Raw genomic sequence first — 24,727 nt, 5'->3', positions numbered from 1 at the left:
ACGGCACGACATGCGCCGCTACGGCAAGCACACCGACGAGGACGACGTCCGGGTCCGCCCGAACCGCAAGGGCAACCGGCCCCGTACGAGCATCCGCCCGAAGCACGAGGACGCAGCCGAGGGCATGGTCCTGACCGTGGACCGGGGACGCCTCACCTGCCTCGTGGACGGCCGCACGGTCATGGCGATGAAGGCCCGGGAACTGGGCCGCAAGGCCGCCGTCGTCGGCGACCGGGTGGGTCTGGTCGGCGATCTGTCCGGCCGGAAGGACACGCTCGCCCGCATCGTGCGGATCGAGGAGCGCGGCTCCGTGCTGCGACGCACCGCCGACGACGACGATCCGTACGAGCGGGTGGTCGTCGCCAACGCCGACCAGCTGGCGATCGTGACGGCCCTCGCCGATCCCGAGCCCCGCCCCCGGCTGATCGACCGCTGCCTGGTCGCCGCCTACGACGGCGGCCTGGAGCCGCTGCTGGTGCTGACGAAGTCGGACCTGGCCCCGGCGTCGACGCTGCTGGACCTGTACGGCGCGCTGGACATCCCGTACGTCGTGACCTCGCGCGACGAGCTGTACGCCGGCGAGGCGGCGAACGTGGTGCGCGAACACCTCGACGGCCGGATCACCGCGTTCGTGGGCCACTCCGGCGTCGGGAAGACCACACTGGTCAACGCGCTGGTCCCGGAGGGGAAACGCCGCACGACCGGGCATGTCAACGCCGTCACCGGCCGCGGCCGGCACACCACCACGTCCGCCCTCGCCCTGCCGCTGGCGGGCGCCGGCGGCTGGGTGATCGACACTCCGGGCGTACGGTCCTTCGGGCTGCACCACGTCGACCCGTCCCGGGTCATCCACGCCTTCCCCGACCTGGAGCCCGGCACGGAGAACTGTCCGCGCGCGTGTTCGCACGACGAGCCGGACTGCGCCCTGGACGCGTGGGTGGGGGAGGGACACGCCGATCCCGCGCGCCTGTACTCCCTGAGACGGCTGCTGGCGACCCGGGAGCGACGCGAAGGCGACTGATCCGGGCACGTTTGCTGGCAGCCGCGACCGGCAAGTGCATAATCGCACCAAGCGAGACGAAGCAGTCACAGGGCGCGGGACCGGGGACGCGGGAGGCACTGACCATGGCGTGGCTGCTCGTGATCGTCGCCGGATTCCTGGAGACGGGGTTCGCGATCTGCCTGAAGCTGTCCCACGGCTTCACCCGGCTCTGGCCGACGATCGCGTTCGCGGTCTTCGCGATGAGCAGCTTCGGACTGCTGACGCTCGCCCTGCGCAAACTCGACGTCGGCCCCGCCTACGCGGTGTGGACGGGTATCGGGGCCTCGGGCACGGCGATCTACGGGATGATCTTCCTCGGCGAGGTCGCCTCGACGCTGAAGATGGTCTCGATCGGGCTGGTGATCGCGGGCGTCATCGGTCTGCAGCTCTCCAGCCCGGCCCACTGAGAGCCGCACGGACCAGCCGCCCCACCCCTTCGGCCGGGCCCGCGACCACGCAGGAGAGCGCCAGCCGCACCGCCAGCTCGCAGCGCTCGGCGGCCTCCGCCTCCCCCTCGTCCGTCCGGCGGCCGAGGCCCGGCTCCAGCGCGGCGAGCGTACGGTCCCGTACCGCGGCGACCAGTTCGCCGGGGGCGGGGTGACCGGCGTCCGCGCGCCGCTGGGCGGGGACGCCCGAACCACCGCCGGACCGGGCGACGGGCCTCGGCGCGGGGAGCCCCTCGTGCCAGAAGCCGGTGAGCAGGGCGCGCAGCAGGGGGCGGGCGCCCGCCTCCGCCACCGTCCACTCGGCCAGGCGGACCAGCTGCTCCGCGTCCCCCGCCCGCTCCGCGAGCACCCGGTCCACGCCCTTGAGGTAGATGTCGGCCTCGCGCCGCACCAGCGCCCTCGCGAGGCCGTCCTTGCTGCCGAACTCGTTGTAGAGCGTCTGCCGGGAGACGCTCGCGGCCGAGGCGACGTCGACCATCCGGACGGCGGACCAGGGCCGGCCCGCCAGAGCGGTGAGAGCGGCGTTCAGCAGCGCCTCGCGCGCTGTGGGCATCGTGGGCCTCCCGGGCAGGGCGCCTCCGGGGCCCCGCGGTTCTTCGCTCAGAGTTGACGCCCGGGTACCCGCTGTCAAGGGCACCTGCAGCGATCCCGGCGCCCTCCGGCCAGGACGGCCGGGACCGGACGGGCCGAACGGGCGGCGACGGCCCGGGGATAGAGTGCGGACATGGCCGACTACCACGATGATCTGCGTCTCGCCCATGTCCTCGCGGACGCCGCCGACGCGGCGACCATGGACCGGTTCAGGGCACTCGACCTCAAGGTCGAGACCAAGCCGGACATGACTCCGGTGAGCGAGGCCGACAGGGCGGCCGAGGAGCTGATCCGCTACCAGCTCCAGCGCGCCAGGCCGCGTGACGCGATCCTCGGCGAGGAGTTCGGCATCGAGGGCACCGGCCCCCGGCGCTGGGTCGTCGACCCGATCGACGGCACGAAGAACTACGTCCGCGGAGTTCCCGTGTGGGCGACGCTGATCTCCCTGATGGAGGCCGGCGAAGGCGGCTACCAGCCGGTCGTGGGCGTGGTCTCGGCCCCCGCGCTGGGGCGCCGCTGGTGGGCGGCGAAGGGCGCGGGCGCTTACACCGGGCGGAGCCTGTCCTCCGCGACACGGCTGCACGTCTCGAAGGTCGCACAGCTGTCCGACGCCTCGTTCGCCTACTCCTCGCTCGGCGGCTGGGAGGAGCGAGGGCGGCTCGACGGCTTCCTGGACCTGACCCGGGCGGTCTGGCGCACCCGCGGGTACGGCGATTTCTGGCCGTACATGATGGTCGCCGAGGGTTCGGTGGACATCTGCGCGGAGCCGGAGCTCTCCCTCTGGGACATGGCGGCGACGGCGGTCGTCGTACAGGAGGCGGGCGGCACGTTCACCGGCCTCGACGGGGTCCACGGGCCTCACAGCGGAAACGCGGCCGCCTCCAACGGCCTGCTGCACGGGGAGCTCCTGGAGTACCTCAACCGGGGCTGAGCCGAGACCGTCCACAGCGGTAACCGGCCAGTACAACTCTCGCACTCCCCCCGCGGGCGCCATGCCCCCTCTTGTTGCCCCGCCGAATCACTGCGACTCTGAGAGTCCCCCTATTTGTGAACTTGTGAATCCCTTCTCGTTGAAGGATTCATCAAGGAGGTGGATCCGTCCATGCTCGTCCGTGACGCCATGAGCACGGTGGTCCTCACCATCGGCCCCGCACACACCCTCAGGCAGGCCGCACGACTGATGGCCGCACGACACGTCGGGGCGGCCGTCGTCCTCGACCCCGACACCAGCGGCCTCGGCATCCTCACCGAACGCGACATCCTCAACTCGCTCGGCGCGGGCCAGGACCCCGACCACGAATCCGCCGCCGCCCACACCACCACCGACGTCGTCTTCGCCGCCCCCTCATGGACCCTCGAGGAGGCCGCGGACGCCATGACCCACGGCGGCTTCCGCCATCTCATCGTGCTCGACGCCGCAGGGCCCGTCGGCATCGTCTCCGTACGCGACATCATCCGCTGCTGGGCACCGGCCCGGCACCGGGCCGAGGCGACGTCCCTCGCCGGCTGACCGCGGACACGCGAGCGGGCCGGACCTTCCCCGGGGAAGGTCCGGCCCGCCCACCCACGACAAGCGATCCAGCGCTGGTTTCGTCAGCCGCGCAGGGCCTGGACCGCGGCCTCCAGCCGCTTGCCGAAGTCTCCGTCGGCCTGACGGAAGTTGCCGATCGCCCGTTCGGCGATGTCGTCCCGGGAGACCTTGGCGATGAAGCCCGCCAGGTTCTCGATCAGACGGCCCTTCTCGTCCTCGGACATCAGCCGGTAGAGGTTGCCGGCCTGGACGAAGTCGTCGTCCTCGGAGTGGGACGGGGCCTCGTGGTTTCCGGTGGCGCCGGAGACCGGGACCGGCTCCCACAGCGGCCGGTCCGTCTGGAAGGGGCCGCCGAAGCTGTTCGGCTCGTAGTTCTTGGCACCCTTGTGGCGGCCGTCGTAGAGGAAGCCGTCGCGGGAGTTGGTGCGCGCCTCGGTGGCGCGCGGGCGGTTCACCGGCAGGTGGTCGGCGTTGATGCCGACGCGGTAGCGGTGGGCGTCGCCGTACGCGAAGAGCCGGCCCTGCAGCATCTTGTCCGGGGACGGGCCGATGCCCGGCACGAAGTGCGCCGGCGAGAAGACGGACTGCTCGACCTCGGCGAAGACGTTCTCCGGGTTGCGGTTGAGTTCCAGCCTGCCGATCTCGATCGGCGGGTAGTCGTCGTGCGGCCACACCTTGGTGAGGTCGAACGGGTTGAACCGGTAGGCCGCCGCGTCGGCCGCGGGCATGATCTGGACCTGCACCGTCCACGACGGGAAGTCACCGCGCTCGATGGCCTCGCGCAGGTCGCGCTGGTGGCTGTCCGGGTCCTCGCCCGCCAGCCTGTTGGCCTCGGCCTGGGTGAGGTTCCTGATGCCCTGGTCGGTCTTGAAGTGGTACTTGACCCAGAAGACCTCGCCGGCCTCGTTGCTCCACTGGTAGGTGTGCGAGCCGTAGCCGTTCATGTGCCGGTACGAGGCGGGGATCCCGCGGTCGCCGAACAGCCAGGTCACCTGGTGGGTCGACTCGGGCGACAGACCCCAGAAGTCCCAGACGTTGTCCGCCTCCTGACTGCCCGTGTACGGGTCGCGCTTCTGCGTGTGGATGAAGTCCGGGAACTTGACGGCGTCCTTGATGAAGAACACCGGGGTGTTGTTGCCGACGAGGTCGTAGTTGCCCTCCTCGGTGTAGAACTTCAACGCGAAACCGCGGGGGTCCCGCACGGCGTCGGCGGCGCCGAGGTTGCCCGCCACGGTGGAGAAGCGCAGGAACGTCCCGGTCTGCTTGCCGACCTCGGAGAGGAACTTCGCCCGGGTGTAGCGGGTGACGTCCGCGGTCACCGTGAACGTGCCGTAGGCGCCGGCGCCGCGGGCGTGGACCACCCGCTCGGGGATGCGCTCGCGGTTGAAGTGCGCGAGCTTCTCGAGCAGCAGTTGGTCCTGCACCAGGACCGGTCCGCCGGGGCCCGCGGTCTCGCTGTTCTGGTTGTCGGCGACCGGCGCGCCGGCCTCCGTGGTGAGCGGTCCCTGCGTCACGTGCGCCTCCTGCGAAAACTGCGTCATTCCCGGCCAGTCCTGTCCTTGGCCAATGATGTTTTCGACCCTACAATAGACATTGTCTAAGTCAAGCAGTCATCCAAACTCACATCCGTTCGGGGCCAGCTCCCCCGACTGTTAGGCTGATACACATGAGCGACCTCTTGGAACGACTGCGCGGACGCGGCTGGCGTATGACCGCGCAGCGGCGCGTCGTGGCCGAGGTCCTCGACGGTGAGCACGTCCATCTGACCGCCGACGAGGTGCACGCTCGTGCCGTCGAGCGGCTCCCGGAGATCTCCCGGGCCACGGTGTACAACACACTGGGTGAGCTCGTCTCACTGGGCGAGGTCCTGGAAGTGGCCACGGACCACCGCGCCAAGCGGTACGACCCGAACGCCCACCGTCCGCACCAGCACCTGGTCTGCGCACGCTGCGGCGCGATCCGCGACGTGCACCCCGACGGCAATCCGCTCTCGGACCTGCCCGACTCGGAGCGGTTCGGCTTCACGATCTCGGACGTCGAGGTCACGTACCGGGGCATCTGCCCGAACTGCGCGAGCGCCTAGACGCACCGACCCGCGGAGCTGATCACGCAGAGTCGATCACGAGGGGCGGCGCCCGAGACCGTCCCACGGGCGGGTCGACCCACGGCCCGCCCGCTGCTCTTCCCTCGACTCTCCGGGCGGTCCTGCCGTCCGACCACCCCGCGCCGGGGCCCTTCAACTCCACCACGCCCGGGCCTTGGCCGCGGCCCTGCCGAGAAACCGCCCGGGGAACACCGATGGCCCGGATCCACTGGATCCGGGCCATCGACCTTCAGTAGCGGGGACAGGATTTGAACCTGCGACCTCTGGGTTATGAGCCCAGCGAGCTACCGAGCTGCTCCACCCCGCGTCGGTGAACCCAACAGTACGTCACCCCGCGGATCAGAGCAAATCCATATCCGTTCAGCCGTTCGGGCTGGTGAGCGGGGTGTCGCACCCTCCCTCAGGCCGTGAGCTCCTGGTGCAGCGCCTCACGCAGCGCAGCCGCCCGGTCGGCGACCTCGGCGGGCCCCAGCTCCACCGCGCGGGCACACCAGCGCTGCCCCTCGGCGAGCTCGCCCCGGCGCGCGGCCAGCAGGGCCAGACGCAGCGCGGCACGTCCGTGCCCGGCGCGGGCGGCGCGGGCCCACCACAGGGCGGCCTCGCGCTCGTTGCCCTCGCGGGCGAGCAGCAGCCCCAGGTTGAACGCGCCGTTGCGGCTGCCGGCCTCCGCCGCCTCCCGGTACCAGCGGACGGCCTCGGCCACGTCGCCACGGGCCGCGGCGAGCATGCCGATGCGCACCTGGGCCCGGCGGTGCCCCTGCTCGGCGGCGCGCTCGTACCACTCCTCGCACTCGGTCTTCTCGCCCATGGGCTCACCGAGCGCGGGCGCGCCCGGCGGCGGCTGGCGCGCGTCGAGCAGAGTCGCGAGCCGGAACGCCGCCTCGGCGCTTCCGCTGCCTGCGGCACAGCGCAGATGACGCTCGGCCGCCTGCTCGTCGCCGTCGCGCAGACAGGCGATCCCGACCTGCAGGGCTGCCTCGGTGTGCCCGGCCGCGGCAGCCCGCTCGTACCAGCGCAGCGCCGTACGGTCCTCGTCCCGGCCGGCGTACAGGATGCCGAGGTTGAACGCGGCGTCCACGCTGCCCGCCTCCGCGGCCTTGGAGAACCAGGGCTCGGCACCCGCCGGGTCCCCGGCCTGCAGCAGCAGGACGGCGAGCGCGTTGGCGGCCTCGCGGTGCCCGGCGTAGGCGGCGCGGCGGTACCACTGCTCGGCCTGGCCGGTGCGGCTCTGGGCCGCGCACAGCAGACCGAGGTTGTACGCCCCGTTCACATCGCCCGCGTCCATCGCGGCGCGGTACCAGCGCTCGGCGGACTGCTGCTCACCGCGTGCAGCGTGCAGCGCACCCAGCGCGTTGGCAGCGTTGCCGTCGCCGTCCTGGGCGGCCCGCAGCCACCACACGGCGGCGCTCTCCTCGTCGCCGGTGTCCTTCAGCAGGAATCCCAGCGCGCAGGCGGCACGCGCCTCCCCGTCCTTGGCCGACGTGAGGTACCAGCGCGCGGCCTCCTTCAGCTCGCCCCGGCGCTCCAGGATGCCGCCGAGGTGCAGCGCGGCCCGGCGGTGCCCGCGGGCGGCCGCCTGCCGGTACCACTGCTCCGCCTCGTCCGGATGCCCGGACGCACCGGGTACCGCGTCCTCGGCGGTGCCGGGCGGCGCCACGGGCGCGGTCGCCGCGGAAGGCTCGGCGGCGCGGGCCGCGGGAACGCGGGCCGCGGGAACGCGGGCCGCCTCCGCGGCGCGGCCGCCCGTCTCCACGTGCGCGGACCTGCTCGCGTCCTTGGACCGGCTCGCGCCCTTCGCCTTCTGCGCGTCCCGGGCCGCACCCGTGCGGCCGGCCGTGCCGGAGCCCTCGGCCGCCTCGGCGGGGCCGCCCTTGCCCTTGGCCGCCGCCGCGGTGGCAGGGCGGCGGGCCCGGGGAGCGGCCCCGTCCGGGGACCGCCGCTCCAGCACGCGCGCCAGCCGGTAGGCGGCCTCACGGTGCCCCTGCTCGGCGGCCGCGCGCAGCCAGCGCTCGGCGCCCTGCTCGCTGCGGTGCTCCAGCAGATCGGCCAGGGCGTAGGCGCCGAGGGCGTGCCCCTGCTCGGCGGACTGACGCAGCCAGTACTCGGCGGCCGGCTCGTCGCCCCGCTCCCGGAAGTGCCGGCCGAGCGCATGCGCCGCCGCCGCGGAACCGGCGACCGCCGCGATCCGCCACCAGCCCGCCGCCTCGTCGGCGTAGCCGCGCTGGTGCAGCAGCACACCCAGGTTGTTCGCGGCGGCGCGGTCGCCCTCGGCGGTGGCCGCGCGCAGATGCGGCTCCGCCCCGTCCAGGTCACCCCGGCGCAGGAGCATCGCCCCGAGGACGCTCATGGACGCCACGTCCCCCGCCTCGGCGGCACGGCGGTGCCGAGCCTCGGCCTCCGCCTCGGCGTCCGTCACGGGCAGGGGTTCCATGGGGGTCAGGGACTCGAGCGGGTCGACGGCGTCGATCGCCATCGCATCGGCCGCGGCCACCGCGGCCACCGCGGTGGCGGCGTGCTCGTGCACAAACCGCCCCGTTTCCAACAGCGTTGTCCCGTCCCCCATAAATTCCATCGTCGCACCACCCGCAACCCGCGTACACCTGGTATACCGCAGCCAGTGAGGTCACTTCAGCGTTTTGTCGACATGCCCACAGAGAGACAAGCCAAACACCCGCCACCTCAGGACGCCGGACTCAACTCGCCCCAAACGGGACACGCTTCGGGAACAACCGCCCTTGACACACGCCGAGGGCCCGGATCCTGATGGATCCGGGCCCTCGATCTCAGTAGCGGGGACAGGATTTGAACCTGCGACCTCTGGGTTATGAGCCCAGCGAGCTACCGAGCTGCTCCACCCCGCGTCGTTGTGTACCTACAGTACCACGGTGCGGGGTGGAGCCCGTCCGGCAAACCACCCGTTCGGTCAGCCTCCGGGTTTACGCGACGGTGCGCCGGGGGCCTGCGACTGTGCTGCCGCCGCCCGTTCGAGCGCCGCCTGGAGATCCGCCTGGGCCTTGCCGTACGCCGTCCAGTCGTTCTTCTTGAGCGCCTCCTGGCCCGCCTCGTACGCCTTCTGGGCGTCCGCGATGGCCTGCTTCAGCGCCGCGCTGCCCGTCGCCGGCGGCTGGGGCGTGGTGTCACCCGGCTCCGTCGGCGGCTGCGTCGTGGGCGGCGGCTCGGCACCCTCCACTCCGAACACCGAGTTCAGCGCCTCCGTCAGGCTGTCCTTGAAGACCGGCTTGCCGCCGTAGGACACCGCCACCTTCTTCAGCAGCGGGTAGTTGGCGGCGCCGCCTCGGGCGTACACCGGCTCGACGTACAGGAAACCTCCGTCCAGCGGGACCGTGAGCAGGTTGCCGTAGTCGATCTCGGAGTCGGTGCCCCGCAGGTCACGGACGAACGTCGCGACCTCCGGAACACTGTTGAGCTCGCTCTGCACCTGCGAGGGGCCCTGCACGGTCGAGGTCACCCTCAGCAGTCTGATCGAGCCGTACCCCTTGCTGTTCGCGTCGGCGTCGACGGCCATGAACGCGCCCAGGTTGGGCCGTCCGCTGGGCGTGAACGTCGTCGTCAGCGAGAACTTCTGCTCCTGCTCGCCCGGCATCTTCAGGCTCAGGTAGTACGGCGGGACCGCGCTGCCGTCCTTCTGCGTCGGGTCGTTCGGCACCTGCCAGGCGTCACTGCCGGTGTAGAACTGCTCGGGGTCGGTCACGTGGTACCGCGTGAGCAGCTCGCGCTGGACCTTGAACATGTCCTGCGGGTACCGGAGGTGGGCCAGCAGGTCCGGCGCGATCTCGTTCTTCGGCTTGACCGTGTCCGGGAAGGCCTTCATCCAGGTCTTCAGGACCGGGTCCTTGGTGTCCCACTGGTACAGGTCGACCGTGCCGTCGTAGGCGTCGACGGTGGCCTTCACCGAGTTGCGGATGTAGTTCACCTGGTTCTGCTGCGCGACGACGGCCCGCTGGCTGTCGGTCAGCGAGTCGGCCGTGGTGTCCCCGAGCGTCGTACGCGACGCGTAGGGGTACCCGTTCGTCGTGGTGTAGGCGTCGACGATCCACTTGATACGGCCGTCGACCACCGCCGGATAGGCGTCCCCGTCGATGGTGAGCCACGGGGCCACCGCCTCGACGCGCTCCTTGGGCGTGCGGTTGTAGAGGATCCGCGAACCGTCGCCGATGGCCCCGGAGTAGAGGATCTGCGGCTCGCTGAACGCCACCGCGTACGCGGCCCGGTTGAAGGGTCCGGAGAGGTCGACCCCGCTCTTGCCCTTGAAGCTGGTGGTCACCTCACCGTTCTTCTCGTAGTCCAGTTCCTTCTGCGGGCCGCCGACGATCGAGTACTGCTCGGTCTTCTCGCCGTAGTAGACCCGCTGCTCGTACGTGCCGAGCTGGCCCTTGGTGGGCAGGCCGGACTCGATGAAGTCCGGGGCGCCGACCGTGCCCTGGTCCTCATTGGTGATCGTGTTCGTGCCCTTGGCCGCGATCGCGCCGTAGCCGTGGGTGTAGGTGAAGTGGTCGTTGATCCAGTTGCGCTTGGGGATGCCCTTGATGTTGAGCTCGCGCAGACCGATGACCGTGTCCTGCGGCTTGCCGTCGGGGCCGGTGTACCGGTCCACGTCGAGGGTCGCCGGGAACTGGTAGTACTTGCGCTCCTGCTGGAGCTGCTGGAAGGCGGGCGAGACGATGTTCGAGTCGACGAGCCGGTAGCTTGCGGCCGTGGCGGCCTGCTCGCGCTGCTCGGTCTTCCGCTTCGGGTCGCCCTTGCCCCCGTAGTTCTCGGACTTCGCCGCGTCGATGCCGTACGCCTTGCGCGTGGCATCGATGTTCTTCTTGATGTACGGGGATTCCTTGGCCTGCTCGTTCGGCTGGACCTGGAACTTCTGCACGATGGCCGGGTACAGGCCGCCGATGAGGATGGCCGAGAGCACCATCAGCCCGAAGCCGATCACCGGCAGCTGCCAGGTGCGCCGCCACAGCGTCGCGAAGAACAGCACGGCGCAGATGACGGCGATGCAGAACAGGATCGTCTTCGCGGGCAGATACGCGTTCGCGTCCACGTACCGCAGGCCCGTCCAGTTGCCCGCGGCCTTGAAGTCACTGGACTTCACGGCCAGGCCGTAGCGGTCCAGCCAGTACGCCACGGCCTTGAGCGCGACGAAGAAGCCGAGCAGCACCGAAAGGTGGCCGGTGGCCGCTGCGGTGGCCCGAGCCCCCGGGCTGGTGACGCGCAGCCCGCCGTAGAGGTAGTGGGTGAGGACCGCGGCGATCAGGGAGAGCACGGCTGCGGCGAAGCCGAAGCCCAGCAGGAACCGGTACCAGGGGAGGTCGAAGGCGTAGAACGCCACGTCCATCCCGAACTGGGGGTCCTTCTGGCCGAACGGCACGCCGTTGACCCACATCAGCCATGTGCGCCACTGGGAGGACGCGGACGCTCCGGCGATCAGCCCGACGAGCGCGGTGACCCCGAGGAGCACCCACTGCTTGTACGGGGCGATGCCCATCCGGTACCGGTCGAGGCTCTGCTGCTCGAGCGACATCGCGCTCAGCGGCGGCCTCAGCCGGTGCGCCAGCCAGATGTTCAACCCGACCGCGGCGGCCATCAGCAGGCCGAAGACCGCGAACAGACCGATCTTGGTCCAGAGGGTCGTGGTGAACACCGACGAGTACTTCACCGAGCGGTACCAGAGCCAGTCGGTCCAGAACCCGGCGAACATGACAAAGGCCATGGCGAGCACGGCCAGCACGCCGAGCGTCATCAGCAGCGTCCGTACGCGCCGGGACGGCCGGCCCACTCTGATCCGTGGCCCGGTCGGGCCTCCGCCGCGGTCCGGCATCTGGAAAGCCAACGTGCGCCCCTCGAAGTCGCGGTCGTGTAATGCGTTGTCCGGGTGCCGTCCCATGCGTCCGGCACCCTGTGCGGTAGGCCCACGCGATCGTAGAGCCCACTCATGCAACTTACTGAGGCTTTACCTAGTTCCCGACTCCGGGGCCGAAGGAGGCAGGATATTGAGCATGTCCAATGTTTCCCCCGGCGGCCCCCCGATGGCCGCGAGCCCGCTGACCCGCGCGGTGCTCGAAATCGACGAGTACGCGTCCGGCCTCGGCTGGGACCAGCCGGCCCGGCTCTTCGCCCTCGTCGACACCGCACAGCTGCGCACCCAGGAGCCGGACCTCGCCGCCCAGCTCGGTCTCGACGACGGGGAAGCGGCCGCTCCGCTGACCCCGGTCGAGCAGGACGAGATCCCCTCCGGCGCCCCGCTCGACGAGTTCCTCGGAACGATCGCCTGGCCCGACGCGGTGGCGGGATGCGCACTCACCGTGGAGCGACTGATGCTGCCGCCGTCGGCGGAGACCTCCGTCCCCGAGGGCCTCGACGAGGCGGGCCTGGCCCAGTGGGTGGCCGCGCATCCGGACCGCCAGGAAGTCCGGATGACCGTGGCGGTGCTGCGGGACGGCGCCCGTGAGTCGGCACTGCGGCTGCGGGAGAAGGACTCCGCAACCGAGGTGCTGACCGGTGCGGACCTGGTGCCGGGGCTGGCGGACGCCCTCTCGGCCACGTTCGAGGCGTAGCAGCGCGGAGGGGGCGCGCCGTGGTCGCGGCACGCCCCCTCCCTCCTTGCGCGTTCCGTCCCCGCGGAACCCGGTCCCGCGGTACCCCGTCCCCGGGCGAGTTCCAGGGGCTCTTCTCAGCTCTTGGAGCAACTGGGCAGACCGGCGGTCCTCCCGCTGCGGATCTTCTTCAGGGACTTCGTCGCGTCGTCGATGGTCTTCACCCTGACCAGCGTCAGACCCTCGGGGATGTCGGAGGCAGCCGCGGCGCAGTTGTCGCTGGGCGTCAGGAAGTACTCCGCACCCGCGTTCCGCGCGCCGACGAGCTTCATCTCGATGCCGCCGATGGGGCCGACCACGCCCTGGTCGTCGATCGTGCCCGTGCCGGCGATGAACTTGCCTCCCGTGAGGTCGGCCGGGGTGAGCTTGTCGACGATGCCGAGCGCGAACATCAGCCCGGCGCTCGGGCCGCCCACGTCCGCCAGCTTGATGTCGATGGCGAACGGGAAGGTGTGGTCCGTACCGGCCGTGATGCCCACGATCGTGCGCTTGGCCTGCTTCGAACGCACCGTTCCGACCTGCACGTCCTGGGATCCCGTCGGCTCCTTGCCGGCCTTCTCGGCCGCGGCCGCCTCCTTGGCCGGGACGATCGTGAAGGTCACCTTGTCGCCGGGTTCGTGCTTGACGACGGCCTTCGAGACGTCGTCCGGCTTCTTCACCGGCGTGCCGTCGACGGCCTTGATCACATCGCCCGCGTGCAGCGTGCCCTGCGCCGGGCTGTCCTTGCGGATCGAGGAGACGACGACACGGGACTCCACCGGGATCCCCAGCTCGCGCAGGGCCGCGACCTTGGCGCTCTCCTGGGACTGGCTGAACTCCTCCGCGTTCTCCTGGTTCGACTGCTCCTCGGTCTTGCCGTCCGGATAGAGCGTCTCGTGCGGCACCACGACGTTGTCATGGGCCAGCCAGCCGTACACGACCTCGGCCAGGTTCATCCGGTAGTCCGCGCCCGTGACCCGGACCGTCGTCATGTTGAGGTGTCCGGAGGTCGGATGGGTCTTGCGGCCGGAGATCTGCAGCACCGGCTCGCCACCGGAGTCACCGAGGGTGTTCACGGTGGGACCGGGTGTCATCTCCGAGTAGGGCGGGGTCATGAGCACGCCCACGCAGAGCAGCACGATGAGGACCAGGGTGGAGGCGAGCATCGTCGCTGTGCGGCGTGGCATGGAACGACAGTACGGGACCGGTCCGTCAGTGCACCCGTCGGGCCGGTCCGTACGGGGCCCGACGCGGACTCGCGACGGGGCGGCCGGCGAGGCCCCCGGGGATCGGTGGCGTCAGACGGGGTCCGTCCCGGAATGGGACTTCTCCATCGCGTCCCGGAACCGTGCGTAGCCGGCGAGTTCCGCGACATCGCCGGTGGTCCGGTTCCTCGATGCCCAGCTTCCCCATATCGCCGCGCCGATGGCAGCGAAAAGCGGGATCAGCAACCAAGCGAGTGCCGCCATCACGACCTCCCTACCCCATGAGCTGGAACAACTGCCCGTACAGCCGACCGATCAGCAGATTAACCGTTTGTCGCTTCAACGCTCGTGCCGGGGGGGTGGTTGCGCAAATCGGGCCCGGGGCCGCTGAACGGCGCGATTACGCGCCGACCCACTCCTCCGTGCCGTCCGAGAACTGCTGGTGCTTCCAGATCGGGACCTCGTGCTTGAGGTCGTCGATCAGCTTCCGGCACGCCTCGAACGCCTCCCCCCGGTGCGGGCACGAGACGGCGACGACCACGGCCAGGTCCCCGATCTCCAGGTCGCCGACGCGGTGGACGGCCGCCAGGGCCCGGACAGGGTATTCGGTGACGACCTTCTCCGCGACACGGCGCATCTCGGCCTCGGCGGTGGGGTGGCACGAATAGCCCAGCGCGTCGACGTCCGCGCCGCCGTCGTGGTTGCGCACGGTGCCCACGAAGAGCGCCGTGCCACCGGCAGCCGCATCGGCCACGGCGCGGAACACCTCGTCGACGGAGAGCGGGGTGTCCCTGATCGCCAGCAGCCGGATCGGGTCCTCCGCCGCCTGCTCGCCCGGGTGATCGTTCGTGCGTCCCATGCAGCCATCGTGCCGTACACCGCCGACAAGGCGGAATAGCGCTTTCGACCGGCGGGCGGCGACGGGGGTTGGAGCCTCCTACAGCAGGAGCCCGGCCCGGGGCGGCAGCCGCTAGAGCCCCCGGCGCTTGCGGGCGCGGCGTACCAGGGCCGCCGTGCCCAGCAGGGCGACGGTCGCGCCCGCGGCGCCCGCCGCGGCGGTGGCGTCCTTGCGGCCGAGACGGCGGCCCGCGACGGTGTGCCGGCCCTGGACCTCCTCCAGCAGCGCGGCGAGCACCTCCTCGTTGGTCCACTGGGGACGCCAGCCGGCGTCGTGCAGCCTGCCGACGCTGACGACCCACGGGTGCATGGTGTACGCGAGGTCGCCCGCCGGCGAGGGGGTGAGGCCGATCCGGTGCAGCCGCGCCGCGGCCCCGAGGGCGACCGCCGAGGGCAGCTCCATGCGCCGGATGCCGCTGAGTTCCTCGATCTCCTCCTGCTCCAGCCAGCCGTCGCAGCCGACCGCGAACTCCCCGTCGACCTTCTCCAGGGCGGCGTACTCCAGCGCGCTCACCAGGTCCTCGACATGGCAGAACTGCCAGGTGGGGCGGGATCCTGCGACGACGAGGAGCCTCGGCGACTCGAAGTAGCGGGTGAGCGCCGTGTCGGTGCCACCGACCAGCACGGTGGGCCTGGCGACCGTGACGTTCAGGCCGGGATGCGCGCGCGGGGCGCGGCGGCCCAGGCGCTCGATCTCCAGGAGGTCGCCGACGCCCGTGGCCTCCGCCGTGGCGCGCAGTTCCGCGTCCTCCGAGAGCGGGACGTCGTTGTCGGACAGCGCCCCGTAGACCATCGCCGAGGTGCACAGCACGACCCGGTGGACGCCCGCGGCCGCGGCGGCGGTGAGCACGGTCTGGGTACCGCGTACGTTGTACGCGCTCCGTGCCGCCGCGTCGGTCTCGAGGTCCAGGTCGAGCGCCAGGTGCACGACGACGTCGGCGCCGCGGAACTTCTCGGCGATCGCCGGGTCGCGCACGTCCAGGACGTGCCAGTGCGCCTCGGGCACGTCGCCCCGGCGTTCGTCGACCGCGATGACCCGGCCGATGTCGTCCGACGCGACGAGGCGCCTGGTCAGCAGGTCACCGACGCCGGAGGCGGCGCCGGTCACCGCGACCACGGGGCCGCGTCCCGTGACCGGGGTCGAAGGGTTTCGCGTAGCGCGAACCTGCGGATCTGGGGAACTCACCGGGCGTCTCCAGCGGTTGTCTTCAGTACGTGCGCGGACAGACGTGTACGTACGAGGTGGCGTCCATCCTGCCGCAGGCCGTGAGCCAGTGGAGCATCCAGTCCATGTCCGGCTTCACATGTCGACGCCTCCGCCGCCGGCCGGGCGCCGCTTAGGCTGGTGGTGTTGTCGGGCATTCGCCGCCGGCGGGAAGCCGGTGGCCCTACGAGCCGAGGAAACCCGTGAGTGACACCCCATTCGGATTCGGCCTTCCGCCGGAGGAGCCGGAGAACGGCGACGAGGGCAAGAAGAAGGACCCCGCCGGAGGTGGGCAGGGCTCCGGCGGCCAGGGCGGCCCGGCCAACCCCTTCGGGTTCGGGTTCCCGGGCGGCCCGGGCGGCGGCGCGGACAATCCGTTCGCCGCGATGTTCGGCTCGCTGAACCCGACCGACCTCGGAGCGGCCTTCCAGCAGCTCGGCCAGATGCTGAGCTACGAGGGCGGTCCGGTGAACTGGGACATGGCGAAGCAGATCGCCCGGCAGACGGTCTCCCAGGGCACGCAGGAGGGCACGAAGGACTCCAGCGTCGGCCCCGGTGAGCGCGCCGCGGTCGAGGAGGCCGTACGCCTCGCCGATCTGTGGCTCGACGGTGCGACGTCCCTGCCCTCCGGCGCCGGCAGCGCCGTGGCGTGGAGCCGCGCGGAGTGGGTCGAGGCGACGCTTCCCGCGTGGCAGCAGCTCGTCGACCCCGTCGCCGAGCGCGTCGGCGTCGCCATGGGCGATGTGCTGCCCGAGGAGATGCAGGCCATGGCCGGACCGCTGATCGGCATGATGCGCTCCATGGGCGGCGCCATGTTCGGCCAGCAGATCGGCCAGGCCATCGGCGTGCTGGCGGGCGAGGTGGTGGGCTCGACGGACATCGGCCTGCCGCTGGGGCCGGCCGGGAAGGCCGCGCTCCTCCCGCTGAACATCGAGGCGTTCGGCAGGGACCTGGGCGTCCCCAAGGACGAGATCCGGCTGTACCTGGCGCTGCGCGAGGCCGCCCACCAGCGGCTCTTCGCCCATGTTCCGTGGCTGCGCTCGCACCTCTTCGGCGCGGTCGAGGGGTACGCCCGCGGGATCAAGGTCGACACGTCCAAGCTCGAGGACGTGGTGGGGCAGTTCGACCCCGCGCACCCCGAGCAGGTGCAGGAGGCGCTCCAGCAAGGCATGTTCCAGCCGGAGGAGACCCCCGAGCAGAAGGCCGCGCTCGCCCGTCTGGAGACCGCGCTCGCCCTGGTGGAGGGGTGGGTGGACGCCGTGGTGCACGACGCGGCCAAGAACAGGCTGACGTCGGCGGGCGCCCTGCGCGAGACCCTTCGCCGGCGCCGCGCCTCGGGTGGCCCCGCCGAGCAGACGTTCGCCACGCTCATCGGTCTCCAGCTGCGTCCGCGCCGACTGCGGGACGCCTCCCGGCTGTGGGCTTCGCTCACCGACGCCCGCGGCATGGACGGCCGCGACGGCCTCTGGGCGCACCCGGACATGCTGCCGACGGCCACGGACCTCGACGATCCGGACGGGTTCGTCCACCGTGAGCAGCTCGACTTCTCGGAGCTCGACAAGATGCTCGGCGAGGCGGCCGAGGGCCGGGACGGGGACGACACCGACAAGTGAGCCTGTACGACGACGCCGTCCGTGTGCTCGAGGAGTACGACGGCGGGGAAGAGCTGCGCCGGACGTACCTGGACCATCTGGCAAACCATCCCGACGGCATGTGGAAGGCGTGCGGCGCCGGGCATCTCACGGCCAGCGCTCTGGTCGTGGACCCGGCGCGGGAGCGGGTGCTGCTGACCCTGCACAGGAAGCTGGGCAGGTGGCTGCAGATGGGCGGCCACTGCGAGCCGGGGGACGCCACGCTCGCGGACGCGGCACTGCGCGAGGCGACCGAGGAGTCGGGCATCCCCGGGCTGACCCTGCTGCCGGGCGGCCCCGTGACGTTGGACCGGCATGCGATCCCGGCGCCGTGCCACTGGCACCTGGACGTGCAGTACGCGGCGCTGGCGCCGCCCGGCGCGGCTCCGGCGATCAGTGACGAGTCGCTCGATCTGCGGTGGTTCGGCTACGAGGAAGTGGCGAGCGTCGCCGACGCGTCGGTCCTACACCTCCTGGAGCGGACCCGGGCGCGGCTCTGACCAGGGCCCGGCTCCGGAGACCGTCTGCCCACCGGTCCCGCTCCCCGGGGCCGGGGATCGGGACGGCGCGGTACCGGTCCGCGAGCATGCCGTCGCGCCGGGGCCCGGGCAGGTCGGGATGCGACCGGCCGCCGCTGGACCGAGGCGGACGGACCGAGACCGGACGGATCGGTGTCCGACCGGCCGGGGCTGTCGTCCTCGCGGACCGCTCCGGCCGGTCGCCGTGCTCAGTTCCAGACGTTGCTTTGGTTCTGGCTGTGGGATCCGTGCTGGCCCATACCGAACTGGGCCCGTGCACCCTGGCCGACCTGGGAGTGCTGCGGCGGCAGGACCTCACTGGGCTGGACGAGGGCGAACCCCTGACCGAGGAAGCTCAGTTCCCAGCCCTCTCCCGTGCTGCCCCGCCGCCGCCAGACGCCGGTGGAGTGGGTCTGAGCCTGCATCTGCACCCGCAGCGAGGACGACCAGGCGACGATCGCGTCGGCGTCCACGTTGACGTACTTGTCCGGGGTGACCTGCATCATGAGCGGCTGTCCCGAGGTCATCAGCGCGACCTTGCCCCGCCCCGAGATGTTGAGCTGGTACTTCCCGGAACCGGAGATGCCGTACTGACTGTCCACGGCGATGACCTCCGTGTTCAGCGTGGAGTCCAGCGCCAGCACGTAGGCGCTGTCGACCGTCATGCCGTCCTGATCGACGTCCACCACGTGGACGTACTGGGCGAGGTTGGCGAAGTAGACCGTGCCCTGCCCCGAGCAGCGCATGAGGTCGAGGCCCTCGCCGGTGCGCGCACGGGCGTTGCGCTGGTTCCTCGACTCGTACTCGCCGTCGAAGTCGATCAGTCCCTGGTAGGCGACCATCGCGCCCTTGCGGGCGAGGACGTCGTCGTGCCCGGTGAGCGCGACCCGCAGGAGCTGCGGGTTCTGGACGACGTAGCGCTCCTGGGACTGCTGTTCCGCGTGGCTGAAAAGCGGGCTCTGCATGATGTGTTCTCGCTCCCCCTCAGCCCCGGACCCGCAGTCGGTCGGTGCTGTCCTCACTCGGCTGTACGACGACCATGCCCTGGCCCGAGAAGGCCATCTGGTAGGCCTCCCCACTGCCCCGCCCGATGAGGGAGGAGGCCTTGAAGCTGCGCTTGCCCTTCACCTTCAGGTTCGGTGACCAGGCGACGAGGGCGTCCGGGTCGACGTAGGTCTCGTCCTCGCCGCTGCCGCAGTCGACGACGATCGGTGTGCCGCGCGAGGTGATCGCGACCCACCCGGTGCCGGCGACCGTGACGTTCCACAGCCCCTGGCCTGCGAACTTGGCGAGGCCCTTGACCCGCTCGACGCCCCACTGCAGATGCGCGTCGAAGGCGAGCAGGTTGGTGCCGTTGACCGAGATCGAGTCGTTGTCGAGGTTGACGACCACGACGTCCGCGCCGTAATCGGCCAGGTAGAGCAGCCCGTCACCGGAGCACTTCATGATGGGCGCGCCCTCGCCGGTGACCCACTGGCCGGCGACCTGCCGGACGGCGGCCGGGTTCGGCTCGTACTGGACGAAGCCCTCGTAGGCGACCATCGAGCCGGCACGGGCGAACAGGTCCTGGCCCGAGGCCATCGCGACCTTGAGCATGGTGCGGCCGTGGTTCTCCATCCGGGCCGCCACGGGTGTCGGGGCGAAGCCCGCGAGTTGCTGGTTCATTCTCCGGGCTCCCTCAGACCTCGTAGGGCTGGACGACGATGAAGTTGCCGGGGGCGCCCCGGAACTGGAGGTTCACGGTCTCCCCGCTGTGGCCCGGGTAGGCGTTGCGACGCAGTCGCACCTGGCTGGAGAGGATCACCTGGGAGGCCGCCGACCAGGCCACGACGGCGTTGGAGTCGGCGAACGTGGTGGGCGTGACCGGGAGGACCACCGGGATGCCGTGGGTCTTGACGACGACAGTTCCGGTGCCCTGGAACTGCATCGTGAACAGCGCCCCGCCGGGGATGCCGTGTCCCTCGATGCGGCGGACCTCGTGCTGCAGCGACTCGTCGAAGGCGAGCACGTTCTCCGCGGAGACGCAGATCGCGTCCCCCTGGAGCTCGATGGGGTGCAGATGCGCGCCCTCCTCGGCGAGGAAGACCTGGCCGCGGCCGCTGCAGCGCATCAGCTGCATCTCCTGGCCCGTGGCGTTGCCGACGATCCGGCCGGAGAAGCCGGCGCCCTTGTAGCCGAAGTCGACCTTGCCCTGGTACATGACCATGCTGCCCTGGCGGGCGAGCACGGGCGTGCCGCCCATGCCCAGGTCGACGCGCATGAGCTGCTGGTTCTGCGGGGTCCACCGCTGACCGGTGGGCAGCTCCTTGTAGGGCTGGAGGGCCGCCTGGAGGCCCGCGCCGGTCTGCGGGACGCCCTGGGGTGCACCAGGCTGACCGTACGGGGCTGCGGGCTGCTGCCCGTAGGGGGCCGGCGCTCCGGGCACCTGGGCCGGCGGCGGCCCCGGGACGTGCCCGAACTGCGGCTGCTGCGGGGGCTGTCCGTACGGGGACGGTGGCGCCTGGGGCGGTACCGTGCCGGCGGGCGGAGTCATCGGGGCCGCGATCGTCGGCGCCGCGTGCATCTGCGGGTTCGCCGCGGTGGGTGCGGGAGCCGCCGGCGCGCCGAACGCGGGCCCGGGCTGCGGCGCCTGGGGAGCCTGCGGGGCCGGGGGGCCTGCGGGGACACCGAACGACGGGGCGGGAGCGGGAGCGGCCGGCGGGGCGAACCCGGGCACGCCCTGCTGCGCAGCGGGCTCCTCCTCGGCCACCTCACCGCCGAAGTTCTTCAGCAGCGCGTCGAGACCGCCGTCGAAGCCCTGGCCGACGGCCGCGAACCGCCATACGTCCTTGAGGTAGAAGTCGCCCAGCATCACGGCGCGCTCGGTGGAGAACTCCGAGCCGGTGAAGGAGTACCGGACGACCTCCTCCCCGCCCGCCACGATCCGGATGTAACCGGGGCCGATCTGCGACATCTGACCGGTGCCGTCGACCGTCGCGGTGAACGACAGCTTGTGGATGTGCGCCGGAACCCGGTCGAGCGTGACGCGGAACGACTCCGTGTCGCCGGCCTGCGAGCCGAGCAGCTGGACGGACTCCTCGGGCGTTTTCGGCTGGTTGAAAAAGACGAAATAACGGTCGTCCGACAGCTGCTCGTTGGCGTCGAGACCGAAGCAGCTGATGTCGAAGGACAGCCCGGGAGCGGAGATCTGCACACCCACGTACAGATCGGTCCCCGCCGTCAGGTCACTGATCTTGGCCTTGTGGCCGCGTTGGAATTCCCTGGCCATGCGTAACGACCGTCCCCCATCCCGACGAAATGCGATTGCGTCGCGCCAGGCTAACCGCTTGCGGCGACATTGAGCCAAGCCGGGACGCGTTCGGTACAGGATCGGCGGGACTCACTCTCCGCGGGCGACAGGGAGATGGGGCAGACGGTCCGCGGCGACCACGCCTTCCAGGTAGCCGCGGGCCCGCTCGGTGCGCGGGTACGACTCCAGGAGCCGCCAGAAGCGGGGCCCGTGGCCGGGCACGAGGAGGTGGGCCAGTTCGTGGAGGAGCACGTAGTCCACGACGTACTCGGGCATGCCCTTCAGCCGGTGCGAGAGGCGGATGCTGCCCTCCGCGGGGGTGCAGGATCCCCAGCGGGTGTTCTGGTTGGTGACCCAGCGCACCGACGCCGGTCCTGCGCGGCCATCCAGGTACTGCTCCGACAGCCGCCGGGCGCGCTCGGCGAGTTCCCCGTCGCCGAGTGTCCGCTTGCTCTCCTGGGCGGCGAGCTTGTCCAGCATCAGCGTCACCCAGCGCTGTTCCTCCGCCTCGGACATCCGGGCCGGGATCAGCACCACGGTCCGGTCGCCGTCCCGGTAGGCGGAGACCGTTCTGCGGCGCCTGGCGCTCCGGCGGACCTCGACCGCGCTCGTCGCGGAGTGGTGGGGCGGCTGGGCGGTCGTGCTGCGCTGCTGGCTCCGGGCACGGAGCGGTCGGTCGGCGGACACGCCCCGACGGTACCCGTTGGAGCAGGGGAAGTCCCGCCCCCGGGCGGTTCGGGGCCGGCCGTCGGAACGACCCAAGCTTGATCAACAATATGGGACGCCTCATTTGGATGACTAATGCCCCACACCTGTGGACAACTTTTTCCGCCGCACGGTACGGACGTGCATTCTGATGCCGTACGAGATGGATCCCGCCGGACTCGGCACCGGCGGGACGGGCGAACGGAGCGCGCACGGAGCATGAACCGAGCGCGTACGGAACGGCGTGCGAACGGGGGCGGATGTGCATCCGGTGGTGAAGCCTGCGCTGCGGCAGGCATGGCGGGACCTGCGAAATGTGCAGTTCGGAGTGACGGCGGCGCATGCCGTGGTGCTGGGGCCGGTGGACACGGCGACCGGAAGTCTGCTGTCGCTGTTCGACGGCACGCGGGGGCTGCCCCGGCTGTGTGAAGAGGCCCGGGCGATAGGACTTCCCGACGGCCATGTGGACGCCCTGCTGGAGCGGCTGGCGGAGGCGGGCCTGGTGGACGACGCGACGGGCGGCGGCCCGGCGGCCGCAGCACTGCGGAAGCGGACGGGAGCCTACGACCGGCTGCGCCCCGACCTGGCGTCGCTCTCGGTGGTCCATCCCGAACCGGGCGGCGGTGCGGCCCGGTTGGCCGCCCGGGGCGCCGTGCGGGTGCAGGTGCGGGGTGCGGGACGGGTGGGCGCGGCGGTGGCGGCCGTGCTGTCCGCCTCCGGGGTGGGGCAGGTGGAGGTGCTGGACGGGGGCCGCGTGGAGCCGTGGGACGTGGCGCCGGGCGGGGTGCCCGCGGAGGCGGTGGGCGAGCGCAGGGCCGTGTCCGCTCAACAGGTCGTGCGCCGGTCCGCCCCGGGCAGAGCGCCGCGCGCTCCCCGCCGGTCCGACGGCGGGCCGGCGGAGCCACCGCCGCTCTCGCTGGTGATCGTCGCACCGCGCGACGGCCTCGCGGCGTATGTGCCGGATCCGGCGACCGCCGAGGACTGGCTGGCCACCGGGACTCCCCATCTGTACGCGGGTGTTGCCGAGGCGTCCGGCGTGGTGGGTCCACTGGTGCTGCCCGGGGGCACGGCGTGCGCCGGCTGCCTGGCGCTGCGCCGGGCCGACCGGGATCCGGTGTGGCCGCGGATGGCGGCCCAGTGGCGCACGCCCCGCCACCGGGAGACGGGCCCGGGGCCGTGTGACCTCGGACTCGCCACGACGGTAGCGGGTATGACCGCCTCACATGCCCTGTCGTTCCTGGACGGTGAACTGCCCGCCAGCACGGGGACCCGGTGGGAGGTGTCGCTGCCGCTGCTCGAGTGGCGCTCGAGACGCATCGAGGCCCACCGTGACTGCCCTTGCGGGGCGGCTGGGCAGACTGAGGGGGAGCGCGCCTCTGGGGCGGGGACGACACACGACACAATGGCCGGGGCAGCGGCGTCGACGGAGTGCCAGATGGCCGACACGGCACGGCAGCTGGGAAATGGAGGGGCACATGTCTGATCTTCCCCGGAAGGCGGTCACCCGTACGGCCAAGCTGGCTGCTCTGCCGCTGAGTTTCGCCGGCCGTGCCACCTGGGGCCTGGGCAAGCGGATCGGCGGCAAGTCCGCGGAGATCGTGGCTCGCGAGCTGCAACAGCGCACGGCGGAACAGTTGTTCAAGGTGCTCGGCGAACTGAAGGGCGGCGCGATGAAGTTCGGGCAGGCCCTGTCCGTCTTCGAGTCGGCCCTGCCCGAGGAGGTGGCCGGGCCCTACCGGGCCGCACTGACCAGACTCCAGGACGCCGCTCCCCCGATGCCGACGCACACGGTCCACGAGGCACTGGCCGAGCGGCTGGGCGAGGACTGGCGTGAACTCTTCCTGCAGTTCGAGGACAAGCCGGCGGCGGCCGCGTCCATCGGCCAGGTCCACCGCGCCGTCTGGCACGACGGGCGCGAGGTCGCGGTGAAGGTCCAGTACCCCGGGGCCGGAGCGGCTCTGCTTTCGGACCTGTCCCAGTTGAGCCGGTTCGCCCGCCTGCTGGGACCGCTGATCCCGGGGATGGACATCAAGCCGCTGATCGCCGAATTGCACGACCGGGTCGCGGAGGAGCTGGACTACGACCTGGAGGCCCGGGCCCAGCGGGAGCACGCGGCGGAGTTCGCGGGCGACCCGGACGTGGTGGTGCCCGGCGTGGTGCACCAGGCAGACCAGGTGCTGGTCACGGAGTGGATCGACGGGACACCGCTGGCAGAGGTGATCAGCGACGGCACCCAGGAGCAGCGCGACCGCGCCGGCCAGTTGCTGGCCCGGTTCCTGTTCTCCGGCCCCGCGCGGACGGGGCTGCTGCACGCCGACCCCCATCCGGGGAACTTCCGGCTGCTCCCCGCGGCCGGTGCCTCCGAGGGCGAAGGGGATCCGGCCGAGTGGCGGCTCGGTGTCCTGGACTTCGGCACGGTGGACCGGCTGCCCGGTGGACTGCCCAGGACCATCGGCGACTCCCTCCGGATGACGCTGGAGGGAGAGGCCGACGCGGTCTACGGGGTGCTGTGCGAGGAGGGTTTCGTCAAGGAGTCGGTCGACCTCGACCCGGACGCCGTGCTGGAGTACTTGCTGCCGATCATCGAACCCGCGGAGGCGGACCGGTTCACCTTCACCCGCGGCTGGATGCGGACCCAGGCGGCGCGGATAGCCGATCCGCGGTCTCCCGCACACCAGTTGGGCAAGCAGCTCAACCTCCCGCCGGCCTATCTGCTGATCCACCGTGTGACGCTGAGCACGATTGGCGTGCTGTGCCAGTTGAACGCGACCGTACGGCTGCGGCACGAACTGGAGTCCTGGCTGCCCGGTTTCCTGGCCGGCCCCGAGTCCGGCACCGGCACGGAGACCTCCGCCGACGCGGACACCGGGGCCGGCGACGTGGCGGCGGAGGTCTGACCTTCCCGGGCCCCGGTCGGGCGCGGCACGGGCTCCCCCGGTCGGGACCGGGCGGGTGGGTCCGGCCCGGAGCAAGGGGC

22 protein-coding genes and 2 tRNA genes are annotated in these 24,727 nt (G+C 71.5%); 10 read left to right on the top strand and 14 right to left on the bottom strand.

The features are described 5' to 3' along the window. Positions 1-10 precede the first annotated feature (10 nt). Complete coding sequence (gene rsgA / locus QMZ92_RS03930) at positions 11-1,021, top strand: ribosome small subunit-dependent GTPase A (RefSeq protein WP_283295866.1); 1,011 nt, start codon at positions 11-13, stop codon at positions 1,019-1,021. Positions 1,022-1,125: 104 nt separating this feature from the next. Further along, complete coding sequence (locus QMZ92_RS03925) at positions 1,126-1,449, top strand: DMT family transporter (RefSeq protein ID WP_283295817.1); 324 nt, start codon at positions 1,126-1,128, stop codon at positions 1,447-1,449. On the opposite strand, the gene QMZ92_RS03920 is transcribed toward QMZ92_RS03925, so the two are convergent. Further along, entirely contained in the window at positions 1,415-2,041 is a 627-nt protein-coding gene (locus tag QMZ92_RS03920) for a TetR/AcrR family transcriptional regulator (protein ID WP_283295816.1), read from the bottom strand. The two genes, QMZ92_RS03925 and QMZ92_RS03920, sit on opposite strands and share 35 nt — an antisense overlap. A 171-nt stretch (positions 2,042-2,212) precedes the next feature. On the opposite strand from QMZ92_RS03920, the gene hisN reads away from it, so the two are divergent. Beyond that, positions 2,213-3,010 (top strand): histidinol-phosphatase, encoded by a 798-nt coding sequence (gene hisN, locus QMZ92_RS03915; RefSeq protein WP_283295815.1) that lies wholly within the window; start codon positions 2,213-2,215, stop codon positions 3,008-3,010. Positions 3,011-3,181: 171 nt separating this feature from the next. Next, entirely contained in the window at positions 3,182-3,589 is a 408-nt protein-coding gene (locus tag QMZ92_RS03910; RefSeq protein ID WP_283295814.1) for a CBS domain-containing protein, read from the top strand. Between the two features lie 83 nt (positions 3,590-3,672). On the opposite strand, the gene QMZ92_RS03905 is transcribed toward QMZ92_RS03910, so the two are convergent. Continuing rightward, the gene (locus tag QMZ92_RS03905) at positions 3,673-5,151 is read right to left on the bottom strand and encodes a catalase (protein WP_283295813.1); all 1,479 of its coding nucleotides are present in this window, start codon (positions 5,149-5,151) and stop codon (positions 3,673-3,675) included. Positions 5,152-5,276: 125 nt separating this feature from the next. Between QMZ92_RS03905 and QMZ92_RS03900 the strand changes: the two genes are divergently transcribed. After that, on the top strand, positions 5,277-5,693 hold the full coding sequence (locus QMZ92_RS03900) for a Fur family transcriptional regulator (protein WP_283295812.1): 417 nt from the start codon (positions 5,277-5,279) through the stop codon (positions 5,691-5,693). A gap of 254 nt (positions 5,694-5,947) precedes the next feature. Here the strand turns inward: QMZ92_RS03900 and QMZ92_RS03895 are convergent. The 4 genes from QMZ92_RS03895 to QMZ92_RS03880 form a co-directional block, all read right to left on the bottom strand. Continuing rightward, positions 5,948-6,021: transfer RNA gene (locus tag QMZ92_RS03895), tRNA-Met, on the bottom strand. A gap of 93 nt (positions 6,022-6,114) precedes the next feature. Then, entirely contained in the window at positions 6,115-8,286 is a 2,172-nt protein-coding gene (locus QMZ92_RS03890) for a tetratricopeptide repeat protein (protein ID WP_283295811.1), read from the bottom strand. Positions 8,287-8,501: 215 nt separating this feature from the next. Further along, a tRNA-Met gene (locus QMZ92_RS03885) sits at positions 8,502-8,575 on the bottom strand. 62 nt (positions 8,576-8,637) lie between these two features. After that, positions 8,638-11,547 carry a UPF0182 family membrane protein gene (locus tag QMZ92_RS03880; protein WP_283295865.1) on the bottom strand — a complete coding sequence of 970 codons (2,910 nt, stop codon included), beginning with the start codon at positions 11,545-11,547 and terminating at the stop codon, positions 8,638-8,640. A 178-nt stretch (positions 11,548-11,725) separates the two neighbouring features. On the opposite strand from QMZ92_RS03880, the gene QMZ92_RS03875 reads away from it, so the two are divergent. Then, on the top strand, positions 11,726-12,283 hold the full coding sequence (locus QMZ92_RS03875; RefSeq protein ID WP_283295810.1) for a PPA1309 family protein: 558 nt from the start codon (positions 11,726-11,728) through the stop codon (positions 12,281-12,283). Between the two features lie 116 nt (positions 12,284-12,399). Here QMZ92_RS03875 and QMZ92_RS03870 read toward each other — a convergent pair whose 3' ends face one another. From QMZ92_RS03870 to QMZ92_RS03855, 4 genes are all read right to left on the bottom strand, one after another. Then, positions 12,400-13,488 (bottom strand): YlbL family protein, encoded by a 1,089-nt coding sequence (locus QMZ92_RS03870; RefSeq protein ID WP_283295809.1) that lies wholly within the window; start codon positions 13,486-13,488, stop codon positions 12,400-12,402. Positions 13,489-13,599: 111 nt separating this feature from the next. Next, positions 13,600-13,770 (bottom strand): hypothetical protein, encoded by a 171-nt coding sequence (locus QMZ92_RS03865; protein ID WP_283295808.1) that lies wholly within the window; start codon positions 13,768-13,770, stop codon positions 13,600-13,602. Between the two features lie 136 nt (positions 13,771-13,906). Continuing rightward, positions 13,907-14,365, bottom strand: a complete 459-nt coding sequence (locus tag QMZ92_RS03860; RefSeq protein ID WP_283295807.1) for a molybdenum cofactor biosynthesis protein MoaE — start codon at positions 14,363-14,365, stop codon at positions 13,907-13,909. Positions 14,366-14,476: 111 nt separating this feature from the next. Continuing rightward, the gene (locus QMZ92_RS03855; protein WP_283295806.1) at positions 14,477-15,589 is read right to left on the bottom strand and encodes an SDR family oxidoreductase; all 1,113 of its coding nucleotides are present in this window, start codon (positions 15,587-15,589) and stop codon (positions 14,477-14,479) included. Positions 15,590-15,810: 221 nt separating this feature from the next. Here QMZ92_RS03855 and QMZ92_RS03850 point away from each other — a divergent pair, with 221 nt between their 5' ends. Continuing rightward, a complete protein-coding gene (locus QMZ92_RS03850; RefSeq protein ID WP_283295805.1) occupies positions 15,811-17,220 on the top strand; it encodes a zinc-dependent metalloprotease in 1,410 nt (469 codons plus the stop codon). Further along, on the top strand, positions 17,217-17,738 hold the full coding sequence (locus QMZ92_RS03845) for an NUDIX hydrolase (protein WP_283295804.1): 522 nt from the start codon (positions 17,217-17,219) through the stop codon (positions 17,736-17,738). Before QMZ92_RS03850 ends, QMZ92_RS03845 begins: the two co-directional genes overlap by 4 nt. Before the next feature lie 227 nt (positions 17,739-17,965). Here the strand turns inward: QMZ92_RS03845 and QMZ92_RS03840 are convergent, their stop codons facing one another. The 4 genes from QMZ92_RS03840 to QMZ92_RS03825 all read right to left on the bottom strand — a co-directional run bounded on the left by QMZ92_RS03840 (position 17,966) and on the right by QMZ92_RS03825 (position 21,732). Further along, positions 17,966-18,721, bottom strand: coding sequence for an AIM24 family protein (locus tag QMZ92_RS03840; RefSeq protein WP_283295803.1), 756 nt, complete (start codon positions 18,719-18,721; stop codon positions 17,966-17,968). A gap of 19 nt (positions 18,722-18,740) precedes the next feature. Next, the gene (locus QMZ92_RS03835; RefSeq protein WP_283295802.1) at positions 18,741-19,421 is read right to left on the bottom strand and encodes an AIM24 family protein; all 681 of its coding nucleotides are present in this window, start codon (positions 19,419-19,421) and stop codon (positions 18,741-18,743) included. A 13-nt stretch (positions 19,422-19,434) separates the two neighbouring features. Then, complete coding sequence (locus tag QMZ92_RS03830; RefSeq protein WP_283295801.1) at positions 19,435-21,024, bottom strand: TerD family protein; 1,590 nt, start codon at positions 21,022-21,024, stop codon at positions 19,435-19,437. Positions 21,025-21,135: 111 nt separating this feature from the next. Continuing rightward, positions 21,136-21,732, bottom strand: a complete 597-nt coding sequence (locus QMZ92_RS03825; protein ID WP_283295800.1) for a M48 metallopeptidase family protein — start codon at positions 21,730-21,732, stop codon at positions 21,136-21,138. A gap of 280 nt (positions 21,733-22,012) precedes the next feature. Between QMZ92_RS03825 and QMZ92_RS03820 the strand changes: the two genes are divergently transcribed. Further along, positions 22,013-23,233, top strand: coding sequence for a ThiF family adenylyltransferase (locus tag QMZ92_RS03820; protein WP_283295864.1), 1,221 nt, complete (start codon positions 22,013-22,015; stop codon positions 23,231-23,233). Beyond that, a complete protein-coding gene (locus QMZ92_RS03815; protein ID WP_283295799.1) occupies positions 23,226-24,647 on the top strand; it encodes an ABC1 kinase family protein in 1,422 nt (473 codons plus the stop codon). The genes QMZ92_RS03820 and QMZ92_RS03815 overlap by 8 nt, the downstream gene beginning before the upstream one ends. The last annotated feature ends 80 nt before the right edge of the window (positions 24,648-24,727 follow it).

It is taken from the genome of Streptomyces sp. HNM0645 (genome assembly GCF_030056615.1).
GTDB classification, from domain to species: domain Bacteria; phylum Actinomycetota; class Actinomycetes; order Streptomycetales; family Streptomycetaceae; genus Streptomyces; species Streptomyces marianii.
The sequence above is the reverse complement of the archived record's forward strand: the minus strand, read 5'-3'. Positions and strand labels throughout refer to the sequence as shown.

What these genes read in the sequence shown, in the direction of transcription:
- QMZ92_RS03870 (WP_283295809.1), bottom strand. Translation starts at nt 13,488, where the DNA reads ATGCCACGCCGCACAGCGACGATGCTCGCCTCCACCCTGGTCCTCATC.
- hisN (WP_283295815.1), top strand. Translation starts at nt 2,213, where the DNA reads ATGGCCGACTACCACGATGATCTGCGTCTCGCCCATGTCCTCGCGGAC.
- QMZ92_RS03860 (WP_283295807.1), bottom strand. Translation starts at nt 14,365, where the DNA reads ATGGGACGCACGAACGATCACCCGGGCGAGCAGGCGGCGGAGGACCCG.
- QMZ92_RS03835 (WP_283295802.1), bottom strand. Translation starts at nt 19,421, where the DNA reads ATGAACCAGCAACTCGCGGGCTTCGCCCCGACACCCGTGGCGGCCCGG.
- QMZ92_RS03890 (WP_283295811.1), bottom strand. Translation starts at nt 8,286, where the DNA reads ATGGAATTTATGGGGGACGGGACAACGCTGTTGGAAACGGGGCGGTTT.
- QMZ92_RS03875 (WP_283295810.1), top strand. Translation starts at nt 11,726, where the DNA reads ATGTCCAATGTTTCCCCCGGCGGCCCCCCGATGGCCGCGAGCCCGCTG.
- QMZ92_RS03905 (WP_283295813.1), bottom strand. Translation starts at nt 5,151, where the DNA reads ATGACGCAGTTTTCGCAGGAGGCGCACGTGACGCAGGGACCGCTCACC.
- QMZ92_RS03840 (WP_283295803.1), bottom strand. Translation starts at nt 18,721, where the DNA reads ATGCAGAGCCCGCTTTTCAGCCACGCGGAACAGCAGTCCCAGGAGCGC.
- QMZ92_RS03925 (WP_283295817.1), top strand. Translation starts at nt 1,126, where the DNA reads ATGGCGTGGCTGCTCGTGATCGTCGCCGGATTCCTGGAGACGGGGTTC.
- QMZ92_RS03830 (WP_283295801.1), bottom strand. Translation starts at nt 21,024, where the DNA reads ATGGCCAGGGAATTCCAACGCGGCCACAAGGCCAAGATCAGTGACCTG.
- QMZ92_RS03815 (WP_283295799.1), top strand. Translation starts at nt 23,226, where the DNA reads ATGTCTGATCTTCCCCGGAAGGCGGTCACCCGTACGGCCAAGCTGGCT.
- rsgA (WP_283295866.1), top strand. Translation starts at nt 11, where the DNA reads ATGCGCCGCTACGGCAAGCACACCGACGAGGACGACGTCCGGGTCCGC.
- QMZ92_RS03910 (WP_283295814.1), top strand. Translation starts at nt 3,182, where the DNA reads ATGCTCGTCCGTGACGCCATGAGCACGGTGGTCCTCACCATCGGCCCC.
- QMZ92_RS03865 (WP_283295808.1), bottom strand. Translation starts at nt 13,770, where the DNA reads ATGGCGGCACTCGCTTGGTTGCTGATCCCGCTTTTCGCTGCCATCGGC.
- QMZ92_RS03900 (WP_283295812.1), top strand. Translation starts at nt 5,277, where the DNA reads ATGAGCGACCTCTTGGAACGACTGCGCGGACGCGGCTGGCGTATGACC.
- QMZ92_RS03880 (WP_283295865.1), bottom strand. Translation starts at nt 11,547, where the DNA reads ATGCCGGACCGCGGCGGAGGCCCGACCGGGCCACGGATCAGAGTGGGC.
- QMZ92_RS03920 (WP_283295816.1), bottom strand. Translation starts at nt 2,041, where the DNA reads ATGCCCACAGCGCGCGAGGCGCTGCTGAACGCCGCTCTCACCGCTCTG.